At 36.5% G+C, this 12,882-nt stretch carries 14 protein-coding genes; 8 read left to right on the top strand and 6 right to left on the bottom strand.

Translation table 11 applies throughout. The features are described 5' to 3' along the window. Positions 1–56: 56 nt before the first annotated feature. Both mltG and ruvX read right to left on the bottom strand, forming a co-directional pair. Complete coding sequence (gene mltG / locus HBN50_RS13135; protein WP_273870698.1) at positions 57–1,100, bottom strand: endolytic transglycosylase MltG; 1,044 nt, start codon at positions 1,098–1,100, stop codon at positions 57–59. Positions 1,101–1,150: 50 nt separating this feature from the next. Next, positions 1,151–1,609 carry a Holliday junction resolvase RuvX gene (gene ruvX, locus HBN50_RS13130; RefSeq protein WP_273870697.1) on the bottom strand — a complete coding sequence of 153 codons (459 nt, stop codon included), beginning with the start codon at positions 1,607–1,609 and terminating at the stop codon, positions 1,151–1,153. Between the two features lie 295 nt (positions 1,610–1,904). Between ruvX and rho the strand changes: the two genes are divergently transcribed. From rho to HBN50_RS13095, 7 genes are all read left to right on the top strand, one after another. After that, positions 1,905–3,152, top strand: a complete 1,248-nt coding sequence (rho, locus tag HBN50_RS13125; RefSeq protein WP_273870861.1) for a transcription termination factor Rho — start codon at positions 1,905–1,907, stop codon at positions 3,150–3,152. 69 nt (positions 3,153–3,221) lie between these two features. Beyond that, positions 3,222–4,289, top strand: coding sequence for a peptide chain release factor 1 (prfA, locus tag HBN50_RS13120; protein WP_273870695.1), 1,068 nt, complete (start codon positions 3,222–3,224; stop codon positions 4,287–4,289). After that, positions 4,290–5,198 (top strand): N5-glutamine methyltransferase family protein, encoded by a 909-nt coding sequence (locus HBN50_RS13115; RefSeq protein ID WP_273870694.1) that lies wholly within the window; start codon positions 4,290–4,292, stop codon positions 5,196–5,198. It abuts the gene before it with no gap. Further along, positions 5,186–6,439, top strand: coding sequence for a UDP-N-acetylglucosamine 1-carboxyvinyltransferase (murA, locus tag HBN50_RS13110; RefSeq protein ID WP_273870693.1), 1,254 nt, complete (start codon positions 5,186–5,188; stop codon positions 6,437–6,439). Before HBN50_RS13115 ends, murA begins: the two co-directional genes overlap by 13 nt. A 17-nt stretch (positions 6,440–6,456) precedes the next feature. Continuing rightward, entirely contained in the window at positions 6,457–6,804 is a 348-nt protein-coding gene (locus HBN50_RS13105) for a histidine triad nucleotide-binding protein (RefSeq protein ID WP_273870691.1), read from the top strand. A 96-nt stretch (positions 6,805–6,900) separates the two neighbouring features. Next, positions 6,901–8,112 carry a hypothetical protein gene (locus tag HBN50_RS13100; protein WP_273870689.1) on the top strand — a complete coding sequence of 404 codons (1,212 nt, stop codon included), beginning with the start codon at positions 6,901–6,903 and terminating at the stop codon, positions 8,110–8,112. A gap of 106 nt (positions 8,113–8,218) precedes the next feature. After that, positions 8,219–9,298, top strand: a complete 1,080-nt coding sequence (locus HBN50_RS13095; protein ID WP_273870687.1) for a hypothetical protein — start codon at positions 8,219–8,221, stop codon at positions 9,296–9,298. Between the two features lie 28 nt (positions 9,299–9,326). Here the strand turns inward: HBN50_RS13095 and HBN50_RS13090 are convergent, their stop codons facing one another. Further along, a complete protein-coding gene (locus tag HBN50_RS13090) occupies positions 9,327–10,079 on the bottom strand; it encodes a hypothetical protein (protein ID WP_273870686.1) in 753 nt (250 codons plus the stop codon). A gap of 119 nt (positions 10,080–10,198) precedes the next feature. Here HBN50_RS13090 and HBN50_RS13085 point away from each other — a divergent pair, with 119 nt between their 5' ends. Beyond that, positions 10,199–10,846 (top strand): hypothetical protein, encoded by a 648-nt coding sequence (locus tag HBN50_RS13085; protein ID WP_273870685.1) that lies wholly within the window; start codon positions 10,199–10,201, stop codon positions 10,844–10,846. On the opposite strand, the gene HBN50_RS13080 is transcribed toward HBN50_RS13085, so the two are convergent. The 3 genes from HBN50_RS13080 to HBN50_RS13070 all read right to left on the bottom strand — a co-directional run bounded on the left by HBN50_RS13080 (position 10,841) and on the right by HBN50_RS13070 (position 12,873). Beyond that, positions 10,841–11,263 carry a hypothetical protein gene (locus tag HBN50_RS13080; protein ID WP_273870684.1) on the bottom strand — a complete coding sequence of 141 codons (423 nt, stop codon included), beginning with the start codon at positions 11,261–11,263 and terminating at the stop codon, positions 10,841–10,843. The two genes, HBN50_RS13085 and HBN50_RS13080, sit on opposite strands and share 6 nt — an antisense overlap. Positions 11,264–11,337: 74 nt before the next feature. Further along, positions 11,338–12,177, bottom strand: coding sequence for a class II glutamine amidotransferase (locus tag HBN50_RS13075; RefSeq protein WP_273870682.1), 840 nt, complete (start codon positions 12,175–12,177; stop codon positions 11,338–11,340). Positions 12,178–12,246: 69 nt separating this feature from the next. Beyond that, positions 12,247–12,873 carry a TetR family transcriptional regulator gene (locus HBN50_RS13070; protein WP_273870681.1) on the bottom strand — a complete coding sequence of 209 codons (627 nt, stop codon included), beginning with the start codon at positions 12,871–12,873 and terminating at the stop codon, positions 12,247–12,249. Between the last annotated feature and the right edge of the window lie 9 nt (positions 12,874–12,882).

Genomic DNA, 12,882 nt, shown 5'->3' with positions numbered 1-12,882 from the left:
GGATGAATCATGAAAAAGTTGAGTGAAAAGCTTTGGTATTTCGTGATTTTTAGATCTTACTGATCTTTATTGAGGTCTCTCCAAGAGCGACCTTTACGATTTGATTGAGTTTTTTGCCATTTATTTACAGCATTTACATGGTCTTTATAAGATTTTGAAAAAATATGTGTTCCGTCATTTTTACTAACGAAATAGAGGTACTCATGTTTTTGAGGATTGAGAACGGCCTTGATGGATTCAAGTCCAGGGTTACTGATCGGTCCAATAGGGAGGCCAGGAATCTTGTAAGTGTTGTAAGGAGTTTTTTCAAGTAGATGTTTCTTTCTTAAATTTCCGTTGAAGTTTTCATAGATTCCATAGATCGTTGTTGGATCTGATTGAAGTCTCATTCTTTTTTTCAAACGGTTGTGAAAAACTCCGGCAATAACAGGTCTTTCAAAACTTGCACCTGTTTCTTTTTCAACCATTGAGGCGAGAATAATCACCTTATGCTTACTAAAAGGAGCATTAGAAAAATCTAAGTCAGATGTTCTCTTTTTGAAGAGATCAACCATCGTTTTAATAACTTGTTTTTCAGGCATGGCCTCATTGAAATGATATGTATCTGGATAGAGGTATCCTTCAATTCTATTTGCAGGAATTCCAAGAGATTGAACAAATTCTTGATCCTTAGAAAGGCGAATGAATTCTTTTGCATTTTTAATGACTTTATTTTGTTCTAATATCTCAGCGATCTCAAAAAGGTTTTTACCTTCGGGGACTGTGACTTCAGCGGCAATCGCCTTACCGTTAATGAGTGTTTCAAAAACGTCGAGCATATTGGAGTCTTTAGCAATTTCAAATTTACCGGCCTTAATCTTTGTCATGAGATCATTTATTTTAGCGTAGCGATAAAAGATCTTAGAACTAGAGATGAGCTCTTGCTTCTTTAGACGGTAGTTAACACTGGAAAAGCTTTCACCTGGTTTAACTTCGAAAACAGTACTCGGACCGTCATAGCGCCACCAATTGATTTGATCATAAATTCGAACTCCAACTGCAAGAAATGCAAGACCTGGAGCGAGGACTAAAAAAATAAAGATAAGATGTTTTTTGTTCATAAGCCTAGAATAATGTTAAATGTAAAGTTCATCAAGAATTTAGAGATTCCTCAATCTTTTTTTATAAAATCTTCTAAAATGATCGATGCAGCAAGTTCATCAATCTTTTTAACGTCTACTTTGAAATTGTATCGAGGAGAATTTTTCATGCGCTCTTGCGCTTCGTAGGTCGTGAGAGTCTCATCTTGATAATAGACCTCAAGATTAGAGTAGCTCTTCTTTAACTGTTCACCAAAGGCCTCGACTTTTTCTGTCATTTCAGAGCGATTACCATCTAGATGAAGTGGGATACCTAAAACTAAAACTTCAACGCACTCATCATCAATGAATTCTTTGAGATCTTCTAAAATTTGCTGATCGCTCTTGTAGACAATTCTATTGAATGGAAGTGGATAGGGATCGCGACCTGGAGTATAGATGCCTAGACCTGTAACTTTAGTGCCGTAGTCTATTGCGAGAATCGTTTTACCTAAGAACCTTTCATAGTTTTTATAATTCGAAAATTCCATGGGCATCAATATATATCAAATGGACGGCCAAGACCAATTGTTGTTATGGAGCATGTTTTTTTGAAAGAAATAGTGGTAACTTACTGTAATTATATATTCTGTGACCAATATCTCCTTGGCTGTCGCTTGACAATCACCTTTAAGTGGGGATACTTAAAGTATTCACTATCCGTGAAAACCAGCCCTTATTATAAATCCCGTCAGAAATGGTAGAGGAACTAAAGGTTAACAATTGCGTTTAACCTTCAAAAATCAAAAATTATAAAATCAACTATATTGTCAGGAGACTATGCTAATGCATCTTAATGATCTTAGAACAGAGGACATTAAAGAACTAAACAAGAAAGCTGAAGAGCTTAAGATTGAAAACTATAGTGGTATGAAAAGACATGAGCTTATTTTTGCTCTTCTTAAAACATCTGCTAAAAATAAAGAAGACATCTTCGGTGGTGGAGTTCTTGAAATTCTTCCGGACGGATTTGGATTTTTAAGATCTCCTGGTTACAACTACCTTCCAGGTGCCGATGATATTTATGTTTCACCTTCTCAGATTAGACGTTTTGGTCTTAGAAAAGGTGATACAGTAGAAGGTCAAATTAGACCTCCTAAAGATAGCGAAAGATACTTCGCACTTTTAAAGGTTAATACGATCAACGGACAAGATCCTGTTGCTCACAAAAAGACTGTTCTTTTTGATAACCTCACTCCTCTTTATCCAGAAAAGAAAATCAATCTTGAATCAAAGCCAACAAATTATTCGACTCGTATGATTGATATGTTTGTTCCTCAAGGTTTTGGTCAGAGATGTCTCATCGTTGCTCCACCAAAAGCAGGTAAGACAGTTCTACTTCAAGAAGTAGCAAACTCAATTTCTGATAACCACCCAGATGCAAAACTTATCGTTCTTCTTATTGATGAAAGACCAGAAGAAGTAACTGATATGAAACGTAACGTTGAAGCTGAAGTTGTTTCATCTACATTTGATGAGCCAGCGAATCGTCACGTACAGGTTGCTGAGATGGTTCTTGAAAAGGCGAAGCGTTTAACTGAAGCAGGTGAAGATGTTGTTATTCTTCTCGATTCAATTACTCGTCTTGCACGTGCTTATAACACAGTTGTTCCTCCGTCAGGTAAGATCCTATCAGGTGGGGTTGACTCAAATGCTCTTCACAGACCAAAGAGATTTTTTGGTGCTGCAAGAAATATTGAAAACGGTGGTTCTCTTACGATCATCGCAACTGCTCTTATTGATACTGGTTCAAGAATGGACGAAGTTATTTTCGAAGAATTCAAAGGAACTGGTAACTCAGAGATTCAACTTGATAGAAAACTTCTAGAGAAGAGAATTTTCCCTGCTCTAGATATTAATAAGTCTTCAACTCGTAAAGAAGACCTTCTTATGAATCCAGCAGATCTTCAAAGAACTTATGTTCTTAGAAAAGTTCTTCACCCAATGAATACAATCGACGCTATGGAATTTATGCTCGGTCGTATGACGAAGACGAAAACAAATGCTGAATTTATGGAAAGCATGAATAAGTAGACCATTAAATTGATTTAAAAATAGGGCCGACCTTTGGGTTGGCCCTTTTGGTTTTATAAAGGAATATATATGTTTGATAAGTTAGATGCTGTTGTTGATCGTTATGAAGAATTGACAGAAAAACTAGCTGACCCAACAATTTATGATCGTCAGGATGAGTTCAAAAAGATTTCTTCTGAAAGAGCAAATCTTGAAGAGATTGTTCAAGTCTTTAGAGAATATAAGCAAATCAAAGAAGACATTGAGGAAGCGAAAGAAATTCTAAAAAATGAAAAAGACGAAGATATGCGTGAAATGGCAAAAGAAGTTCTTTCTGAAAATGAAGGACAGATTGCACCATATGAAGAGCGCTTAACGATTCTTCTTCTTCCAAAAGATCCGCTCGATGATAAAAACGTTATCGTTGAAATCAGAGCTGGAGCTGGTGGTGATGAAGCTTCGATCTTTGTTGGAGATGTTTTTAGAATGTATCAAAACTATATTCGCGATAACGGATGGAAGCACGAACTCATTTCAATCTCTGAAGGTGATGAAGGGATTAAAGAAGTTATTTTCTCTGTAACTGGGGATAAAGTTTATTCTAAACTAAAATATGAATCTGGTGTTCATAGAGTTCAGCGAGTTCCTAAAACGGAATCTCAGGGGCGTGTTCACACATCTACAATTACTGTAGCTATTCTTCCTGAAGCTGATGAAGTAGATTTCAAACTTGATCTTAACGAAGTTCGTATTGATGTTTACCGCTCAAGTGGTGCTGGTGGACAGTCGGTTAACACAACTGACTCTGCTGTTCGTGTAACACACGAGCCTACAAACACAGTTGTCGCTTGTCAGGATGAAAGATCACAGCTTAAAAACAAAGAGAAGGCCCTAAAGATTCTTGCTGCTCGTATCTATGATGAAATCATGAGAAAGAAGCACGAAGTGGAAGCGGCCGAAAGAAAAGGTCTTGTTGGAACAGGAGATCGTTCTGAGCGTATTAGAACATACAACTTTCCACAGGGAAGGCTTTCTGATCACAGAATAGGCTTAACTCTATATTCTCTTGATAAAATTATTGAAGGTGATCTTGCTCCTGTTGTGGATGCTCTTATCGCGCACAATCAAGCTGAGCTACTAAAGGGTCAGGAAGAGTAAATGAAGGGAAAATCTTTTGGAGAGTATACGGAGGACTTTTATAGAGAGCATAAAGATATGCTTTTAAGAAGTTATCCTGGTTTAGCTCCAAGAAGATTAAAGCAAGAGCTTGAAAGTTTCTGCCTTCATTATCAAATCAATGTAGACGACTTATTTGAAAGTCGATTTATTCCTACATTGAATTCTCCCATTTCTAGGTTTTTTGAATATCTAAAGCGCGGGTATCCTCTTGAGTATATCCGCTTGCGTTCTTATTTTTATAAGTCTGAATTTTTCGTTACACCTGATGTCTTAATTCCAAGGGATGAGACTGAGATTCTTGTCGAGTGCACAGTTAGTGAGATGAAAGAATGGATAAAAAAGACGGATGAGAATTTAAGGATTTGCGATATTGGAACGGGAAGTGGAGCGATTGTTTTATCGGCGGTACAAGAAATTCAACGCCCAGTAAATGCAATTGCTACTGATATCTCAAAGAAGGCCCTTATTGTGGCCAAAAGAAATTACTACAATTTAAGATTTAAAATATTAAAAGAGTCTTCGGTTCATTTTATTCAGACTGATCGTTTGAAAGATATTGACGAAAAATTTCATGTGATTGTTAGCAATCCTCCTTATATTATGGAGTCAATTGATCGCAATCAAGTTCACGATCAAGTTGATCAATATGAACCTCATTTAGCGCTCTATTTAAATGATGAAACATACTTTGAATGGTTTGAAAAACTCTTTGCCCAAGCCTATGACTCTCTTCTTGAAGAGGGTGTCTTTTTAATGGAAGGTCATGAAGATCATCTGCAAAAACTTGCTGACATTGCAAAGAAAATTGGCTTCACTAATGTTGAAGTTAAAGAGGATTACACTTCAAGGGATCGTTTTTTAATTGCGAGGAAAAAATGGATAAATTAATTATAGAAGGGCCAGTAAAGTTAAATGGTGAAGTTGAAATATCTAGAGCTAAGAATGCTTATCTTCCGATTTTAGCGGCCGTACTTTTAAATGATAAACCAATTCACTTGAAGAACTTACCAGAGCTTAGAGATATTAAGACAATGATCAAGTTACTCTCTAATCTTGGTGTTGAAGTAACGACAAATGGAAATGTGACAACTTTCAATGCGAAAAACTTAAATTCTCATGAAGCGACATATGACCTCGTTAAAACAATGAGGGCCTCTATTTTTACACTAGGACCTCTTTTAACAAGGCTCAAAAAAGCTAAGGTTTCGCTTCCTGGTGGTTGTGCTATTGGAACAAGACCAATTGATCTTCACCTTTCTAACCTAGAAAAACTAGGTGCAAAGATTAATCTCGAAGCTGGTTATGTTGAAGCAACTTGTGAAGGTGGGTTAGAAGGAAATATTCTCGCACTTGCTTTCCCATCTGTTGGTGCTACTGAGAACCTTATGATGGCCGCCGTTTTTGCTAATGGTAAAACAATTATTGAAAATGCTGCAAAAGAGCCTGAGATTGATGATCTTGCAAACTTTCTAAATGCTATGGGTGCTAAAATTACAGGAATTGGTACTTCTAGTATTATCGTAGAAGGTGTTGATGAACTTCATGAAGTCGAATACGAAGCCATTGGTGATCGTATTGAAGCGGCCACATATATTATGGCCGGGCTTATGACTCAATCAGAGTTGAAAGTAAGTAAGTTTAATCCACATCATCTAGACTTTGTTATCGAAATCCTAAAAGACATGGGGGCGAAGTTTGAAGTAGGAGAAGACTATGTGAAGACTCTTCCTTGCGAGTTAACTGCTGCAAAAATTGATACGGCACCATTTCCAGGTTTCCCAACTGATGCTCAAGCTCAAATGATCGCACTTATGACACAGGCAAAAGGTGTGTCGATTGTTGCTGAACATATTTTTGAAAACCGCTTTATGCACGTACCTGAACTCAACCGTTTAGGTGCTAAGATTAGTCTACAAGGTAATACTGCTGTTATTGAGGGGGGAACACCTCTTAAAGCTGCACCTGTTATGTGTACTGATTTAAGAGCTTCTGCTGCGCTTGTTCTCGCAGCTCTTTGCGCCGAAGGAAAAACGACTATTGATCGTGTTTACCACTTAGAGAGAGGCTATGAGAAATTAGCAGAAAAGCTTTCTAAGTTAGATGTGAAAATCGAGAAAGTTAATTCTTAATTTTTTGGAGGTTTAATATGGATGATTGCCTTTTTTGTAAAATATTTAAAGGGGAAATCCCAAGTACAAAAGTTTACGAAGATGAAAATGTTATCGGGTTTCAGGACTTGTATCCTCAAGCAAAGATTCATTTACTTTTTATTCATAAAGAACACTCTAAAAATGTTAATGAAATGATGGGGAATGATCCCAAGCAAGTTGCTGATGTATTCTCTGCTATTAAAAATTACTCTGAAAAAGAGGGGTTGGAAAAAGATGGTGGCTTTAGGGTTGTAACGAACTTAGGAAGCCTTGCGGGTCAAACTGTTTTTCATACTCACTTTCACGTTCTCTCTGGAGAACAGTTAGGTAGATTCGGCTCTTAATAATCTATTTCAAAAACGAAAAAATCGAATACTCATTTTAAATTTATATGACCATCTCCAGTTCTCGTTTTAAGTAAGAAGAACTGGAGGTATCTTATGTTCAAATATTCACTACACGCTTTTTTTTTGTTAACTTTATTTTCTTGTGGCAAGGAAAATCAGCTAAAAGAAATGCCACAACTTGCTTCAATTAATAATGAACAAGCAGAAAAGATCGATTTAAAAGTTATTTCTCTTTCTCATCGAAAAAATAAAGTAGATCGTCATATTGTTGAGACGCTCGTTAAAAGTGCTACTTTCGAGAATAATGGTCAGTTGGGAGAGAGAGATGAGTTTTTGGAAAGAAGGGGACAATTTAAGCTTTTATTCGATTATCTCGATGAAATGCCAAATTACTTAGACTTTAAAATAGAATTCAATCGAAAATTATCAGATGAATCATTTTCACTATTCGTTGTTGATACAAAGCATGAGAGTTTTTTAATAGATAAGAATATAGTTTTCTTTCCTCTTGGTGGAAAAAAATATCGTTTCGTTTACAAATTACCTGAGCAATACAGTGGCATGAGGATTCTACTAAAGTCAGAGTCCCTCTCATTTAATAAAAATTCAATGGGAAAGATTCAAAAAAAAGCGAATGAAAAAATACACCGTTTAGGCCATAAATCAGGTCTTCGAGGAGACTCTCTCATCCAATTTGAGTCGTCTTCAAAGGACCTATCATTTATTTTGCCATTCTACATGTTGAATCAATCTCTCAAAAAGAATACCTATTTTAGTGAGGCAAGTGAGGTTGAACTTGGAAGAGTCTGTCAGCAAAATCATATGAAACTCCACCTTGGCGCGCTATTTGAAAAACTACCCATCTTTGAAACGTCTAGAAGCGAAGTTATTCTCAAAAATGGAGTGGCCGATACAACTGAAAGAGTAGAAAGTAGAAATCGAAGATTTCTGGGATATAAGAAACAGAGGATAGAGGACTCTCTTAAGGAGTTTGTCATTGTTGATGAGAAAGGAAAATCTCTTGCCATCACTCGTTTGCATCATAAATCTAAACTCTACTCTTTTGATCACCCATTCTTCTCTAGCTGTCCATCAGTTAGGATTAAACTCAAAAAGTCCTCTTGGATTGAAAATGTCGAGGTTGGAACGATTTGGACAAAAGACAATAGGGTGGATCTAAATACGGGACTTATCAGTGAAGTCTCTCATAGGAATTTCATTGAGGTTGCTAGCGGACTTATAAAAAAAGAACTTATGTCTGTAGAGCATGAAAAATCACTCTTTGGATATGTGGAACTATATTAAGATAGGAATGTTAGGAAAGGCCATTATTGCCCAGGATTTAGAATTATAAAGAAGATATAAATTATTTAAGACAGTTCTCGATAGGTTTTATCGAATGAGGAGCTTTATGAAATTTTTTATCATTCTATGTACGATTCTTTCTTTAAATAGTTTTTCGCAAACTCAAAAGTCGAGAACACGTATTCATTCTATGTCCAATAAAGCCTTAGTTAATTCTTTTGATAGCTATTTTTATGAAAAATTTGTTTTGAAAGTCGCGGCTTATAATAAATCGAATAAGAATCCTTCAAAGCTTCTCGATGGAATAAAGTCAAAAGATCTAAGAAAGAAAATGAGTGATTATCTTAAGAATAAAAAAATAGATTCACTCCCAAAGATTGAGCTTAAAGAGCAGACTGCCTATGTGAATCTTGGTCGAACAAAGATTCAATTTAATACGGATACTCTTTTTAATAAGTTTATACTCATTAATGGTGTGAAGTTTTATTTAAATAAAACGAGTATTAAAGATTATGAAATGGCAATGAAGGCCCTATTAAATTACAGAGCTAAGACGACTTTGATTGATTTCTTTATATCTCCCGTTTACGCCGATGATGAAAACTTTGAAGATCTAACTCTTGCAACAGTTATTCTCCTAGGGGAGAATTTCAAAGAGCACTCTTGGTGTGTCTTTTGTGATGATGAGATGAATGAAGCGACAAAGAGTAACTTTAGTAAGGTTATGGATGAAATCGCTCAAAAGGCCAGAGAGTGTGAAACAGGTGAGGATGAACAAGAGTATTTTTCTTTTAAAATGGAAGACCTTCTCAATTATGCTTCATCGAGAACAGATTTAGCAGAGAAGGTTAAGACTTACTTTCCTTCCTATGCGAGTAGTGACTTTAATTGTGAATCGATGCTGAGTTCTATTTATAAGGAAGAGATTAAGGCAATGAAAAGGAAAACAGGTTTTTATGTCGATTCTCTTCGCATAAAAGAAGTTAATGAGTACAACGAAAAAATTTATAGAGCATATGTTAAAAAGCAGTGTCAGCCTTATACCGATCTTCGTAATTGTATGATTGATAAGAATTATGATGCAAAGATGATTTATAATATGGAACGAAAGAAGCGCGGAAAGAAAAAAGTTAAAAGTTCAAGTGATCTTCCAGATACATATCAACCAGACTCATCTGGAAGGTAATATAAAAGGGCCAATTGATGGCCCTTTTTTATTCTCTAGAAAGCCCTGTAAATAAGGTCTTTAAAACTGATTGTTGTATTCTCGAAACATCGTAAACTTTTGCCATGATAAGAACTGGACTCTTCTTAATTGTTGCAGCAATAACTAGCTCGCCCTTGTGGGCATCATATTCAACGACATTAAAACTCTGATTGAACTCTTCTTCATAGTGACCCATTACCTTGTCTTCAAATTCTCCACCAGAGAATGGGTGAGGGAGTTTCTTTCCTTCAATACGGGCCTTAATGAGTTTATTCTTCTCATTTTCTTTTTTGCCCATTTCAATATCGTTAAAAATAATCTTAAGCTCTTTAGCTCCTAAGTTATTTTTTAGAATGAACCATAACTCTTCAAAGAATGTTGTTCTGTCGTTTGGCCAAATAGCATTGAGATGGTCGATAACAGGGAAGAGTTCCTCTAAAAGAGTTATATTATTTTGGAGAACCCAACTCGAACTGATTTTTTCAAAGATAGATCTCATTTTTCCCATTTCTACATTGGAAAACTCATCGCTATTCATTCCCGTTTCTGAACTAGAGCGAATTGGGAGGAATTTTGATTGCTCCTGAAGAAAAAGCTTAACTTGCTCACTCTCATAGAGTTCATCATCATAAAAAAGGCCTTGAACTTCTAAATCATCTAGCTCCTCTAGGTCCATGACTTTAAAATCTTCGTTCTTTTGACTAAAAACTCTGTAGATGAGTTGATTTTCCGACTTGATATGGGCCAGTGAAAAGTCCATTTTTTCCTCTTTTATGCATAGTTTAGCGAAATTGTTGGTCTTTAACTTTATCTCACTTTCTATGGTCTGTGAACTCCTGCCCCCTTACTAAAAGAGGGGATTGTCCCTAGAATATAGATATGGCAAAGCGCGCAATTATCCTTTTTTTAACACTTTTCCTATGGACTCATTCTTGGGCACAAGATGAGCTGGTTTTTCGTTCTCTTTTCACGGGTGAAGTTCTTAAAGAAAATGAAGGGGTAAAAGTTGAGTTAAAGCATCAGTACCTCGCAAGATCGCCTCTCTATCTTGTTGATCTCAATGGTAATGATCGTCGAGAAGGTCTCAACTTTATTTATAAGGATGGTACCTATTGGTTTGAACTCTACGACTTCAAAAGGGAAAAATTATTTGAATACAAGTTTCAATCTCTTGGTGCCAAAGCTCAAGTTCATCGCATTCGATTAGTTGAGATATCAAAAAATATCAAAGCATTAGTTTTCTACTTCTTTGAGGGAGTTACTTCTTATGTGGAATCAACAGCGACAGGTCGACTCTATATTCTTTCATTTGAAAATGGTGAACTTAAAGATTTAAAGATGAATAGAGGAGCCCCATATTGGTATGAGAAAAAAGATCACCTAGGAAGGTATCAGAGAAGACGTTACGAGATGAATGTCGTTGATATTGACGAAGATAATGTGAAAGAAGTGATTACGAGTTCTGGAAAGATAAATCACATCATGCGGTATGTAGGGAAAGGTGTTTGGAAGTATTCTAACCTATGATGCTTTTGGAAAATTCATATCATCATGATCATTGTGATCTTCGACTTCTGGATCAACTTCAGCTTTCGCATTTTTAGAAACTTCTGAATTATTTGTTTTAACACCCATCATGATTCCAAACCAAAATGCAAAAGGGACAGCTGCGATAATAACTAGAAAAAGAAGTCCACCGGCCGTTGAGCCTGTTTCTGTCTTTTCTGAACTAATTGTGCGGATTTTTGAATTTGTTGTTTTAGATTTGACTGCTTCGGCTTTGCTTTCTTTATTGAAATCGAAGCCTTTAACATTTTCTTTTGGGGCATTGTATTCTTCAACTACAATTGTTCCAACAGGCTCTACGGCCGGTTTTCTGGCCCATGAACTGGACATTGCTGTAATTAAAATAAGGCAAACTAGTAGGACGATGTTCTTTTGCATAAAACCCCCATCAATATTTATCTTATCGTAGATTAGGGAGTTAATTTTAGAGGGAAATAAACGCCATTAAAGCTTTAGTAGCGACGAAGTTTCATGTCGTTATCGACACCAATGATTTCTCCTGGAGAGAGCGGATGCCAAATGTTATCGCCTGAAAGAGGCTCACTAGAAAAGATGAGGTGATTTACGTATCCGGTCTCTGTCGGTGCTTCACACTCTGGTGCAAAACTTGGGCATGTGTCACGGTCTCCACAGCGATTTTTGTAAGTAGAGTAGAATAAGTTCTTACCACCATGATGGGCGAGCATCGTTTGGCCATTGGTGAGTATAAAAGTCAGGTATGTTTCAGTATTTCCGGCATCATCGATTTCAGAGTAAGGACCAATGATTTTAATGAGGGCCTGCACTGATTCTTTGACTGATTCTGCAAGGACATCAATATTACAGTCTTTGTCATAAAGGTTAACCTTTCCAGAAAGGTGGGAAAGAATAAAGTAGAAGACAACTTCTGAATCTGTATTACCGAGAATAAAGCGACGAAGATGAGGGAGTATTCGACTCATAATCTCTTCTTTCTTGTCGGCAAACCCTTTGATATTTCCGTTGTGAGCAAAGACCCAATTACCAAATTGAAATGGGTGGGTATTGAGTATATTGACCTGCCCTAGAGTCGCATTTCTAATGTGAGCAAGGACTGTTTGAGATGAAACAATACCAGAGATTTTTTTGAATATAGCATCATCAACCGCAGTTTTTTCTGACTTAATAATATGAGGAGCTCCACCTACAAAATAGGCGACACCCCATCCATCAGGATGTTTATTACTTTGGAGTTCAAGGGCATTATCAGCTCTTACGAGCGATTCGTGGACTTGACTCTGAATAACTGATCTAAAACCAAAAAGACGGCACATAAAATAAAAAACCCCTATTGCTAGGGGTTATCTTATCATTGTTTTAGTTTTTTTTTAGGCCGGACCTTCTTACTCTTTCCAATTTTCAGGGTGGCGCTCTTGAAATTCAAGAACTGAGTCTATAAGAAGGGCCAGACTTCGCTTGAAGTACTCCGGGCTCAGGTCAGAACTTTCTAAACACTTTTTCTTAATATACTCAGTATTTGTAATCATTGTAACGTGAACAATTTGATTGAAGATAACTCTTGTGATCCAGAGCTTTGTGGCCTCTGGAGTTGAAGCTGGAAGTTGTTTATCTAGGACATTTAGAAGTCCAGAAAAGCCTGGAGGGCCAAATTTTCTCGAATCTTTAGCATCGTAGTAATCTTCTGGAATTGCACAATCTGAGTTGAGAATAATCTTAAATGTGTTGATTAGGGCCTTAGATCTTGGTTGAAACATATCGAAGACGCCAAGGGCGAATTCTTTACAAGAAGTACAATCTTTAAACTTTTCTTCAATGAGATTATTGAATTCTTCTTTATGGAATTCAATAACTTCAAAGTAGAGATTTTGTTTATTTTGAAAGTAGTAGTTGATTGAGGCAACATTGACATCGGCCTGGTTGGCGATATCGCGAATAGAGGTTCCGGAGAACCCCTTAAGCGCGAATAGCTCATTTGCTACATCAATTATTTTTCTTTTTGTCTCATTCATTTCTTTACA

It is taken from the genome of Halobacteriovorax sp. GB3 (genome assembly GCF_028649655.1).
GTDB lineage: Bacteria > Bdellovibrionota > Bacteriovoracia > Bacteriovoracales > Bacteriovoracaceae > BSW11-IV.
The sequence above is the reverse complement of the archived record's forward strand: the minus strand, read 5'-3'. Positions and strand labels throughout refer to the sequence as shown.